Genomic DNA, 1685 nt, shown 5'->3' with positions numbered 1-1685 from the left:
GATCTTTTGGATAAGGGCCTTATTATGCAAATTCCTTCGTCGTTGCAATCATCGCTGCTTGGACAAAACCAAAAGGGCGAGTTAGCAGGGCATTTCTTGTCGACCTTAACGACCTATAAATATCCTGAACATGGCCCTTCGGTTTTAGAAGTGGTGGATATTCAAAAAAAGTTTCAACACTTTCAGGCCCTAACGCATATCAATTTACACCTGAAAGCTGGCGAGTTCGTGAGCTTTTTGGGACCTTCTGGATGCGGTAAAACCACATTGCTACGCATAATTGCGGGTCTAGAAAAACCTGATTATGGAAAAGTCATAAAAAAGGGCGCAGATATTACGTTGTTGAGTGCTGAAAAGCGTCACTGTGGCATTGTGTTTCAGAACTATGCGTTATTTCCAAACTTAAACGTTGAAGAAAATATTGCTTTTGGCTTAGATAAAAAAAAGTGGGATAAGGCACAGCGTAGCCAACGGGTTCAGCAATTATTGGAACTGATTGAATTACCTGATATTGCTAAAAAATATCCAAACCAATTGTCAGGCGGGCAGCAGCAACGTGTTGCGCTTGCTCGAGCAATTGCGCCGAATCCAGATATTTTACTGCTGGATGAACCCTTGTCCGCACTCGATGCTCAGGTACGTCTAAACCTAAGACAAAAGATCCGTTCGATTCAATCGCAGCTTAACTTGCCAACCATTATGGTCACACACGACCAAGAAGAAGCATTAAGCATTTCTGACCGTGTGGTAGTCATGAATCATGGCGTCATTGAGCAAATTGATACGCCGCACAATATTTACTACAAGCCACAAACTCAATTCGTTGCCAAGTTTATTGGCACCATGAACTTTTTAGCAGCCACTTGTTCAGTAGTTAATCAGCTCGAGGTTTTAGGTTTTATTCCTCTAAATTTGGAGCAGCAGAAACTTAAAGCTGGGCAAAACTACAGTATTGGTTTTAGACCCGAAGCTGTCGAGTTGGTTGATGATTTCGGTAGTGATAAAGAGTCGTTGTATTTGCCAGTTAAAGTATTGAGTACTGAATTTTTAGGCGCAAAACGTCGTTTGTTTTGCACTATTCATATCGATGGAATTAAGCAGGTAAAACACATGTTGCAAATTGAAATTGAAAATATCAAGTTCAAATCTTTGCAAGAACTGATGTTTATAAAAGTGCCTAATCAGCTCATCCATGTCTTTGACGAACAAGGGTACGCACTATGTTAAATGAAGCTGCTTCAGCGGTTTTAAAATCACAGGCGCGTCGAAAAACTGAATACTCATTAAGATCAAATATTGCTTTGGCTACGGTCGCAATTGTTTTGACTTTAGCGATTATTGCACCTTTAATGATGCTATTTGAAACTGCATTTTTTGATGAAAATCAAAATTTTGTTGGTCTTGAAAATTTTTATAACTATTTTGCAAGTCCAGCTTTACTCAGCTCCATATTCAACTCGGTGTGGGTTGCTTGTGCTGCTACTGTCATTACAGTATTTCTTGCCAGTATTTATGCTTTTGCACTCACCAATGTAAATATAAAAGGAAAAGGCTTCTTTAAACTAGTCGCTTTTTTACCGATTTTAGCGCCGTCACTTTTGCCCTCTTTGGCATTGGTTTATTTGTTTGGTAAGCAAGGTGTGTTTAAACCTTTACTGGGCGATATACAAATTTATGGCCCAATC

The 1685-nt window shown here is 39.5% G+C and carries 1 protein-coding gene and 1 pseudogene; both read left to right on the top strand.

Annotation, left to right across the window (positions count from 1 at the left end; genetic code table 11):
* Nucleotides 1-24 precede the first annotated feature (24 nt).
* Nucleotides 25-1227 (top strand): ABC transporter ATP-binding protein, encoded by a 1203-nt coding sequence (locus tag VXQ92_RS16935; RefSeq protein ID WP_265643019.1) that lies wholly within the window; start codon nucleotides 25-27, stop codon nucleotides 1225-1227.
* Nucleotides 1221-1685, top strand: a pseudogene (locus VXQ92_RS16930) (putative 2-aminoethylphosphonate ABC transporter permease subunit); the annotation flags it as partial. The gene VXQ92_RS16935 and the pseudogene VXQ92_RS16930, both read left to right, overlap by 7 nt.

The sequence above is a fragment of the Acinetobacter sp. 228 genome, assembly GCF_048147885.1.
This window is presented reverse-complemented; position numbering and strand designations above follow the sequence as displayed.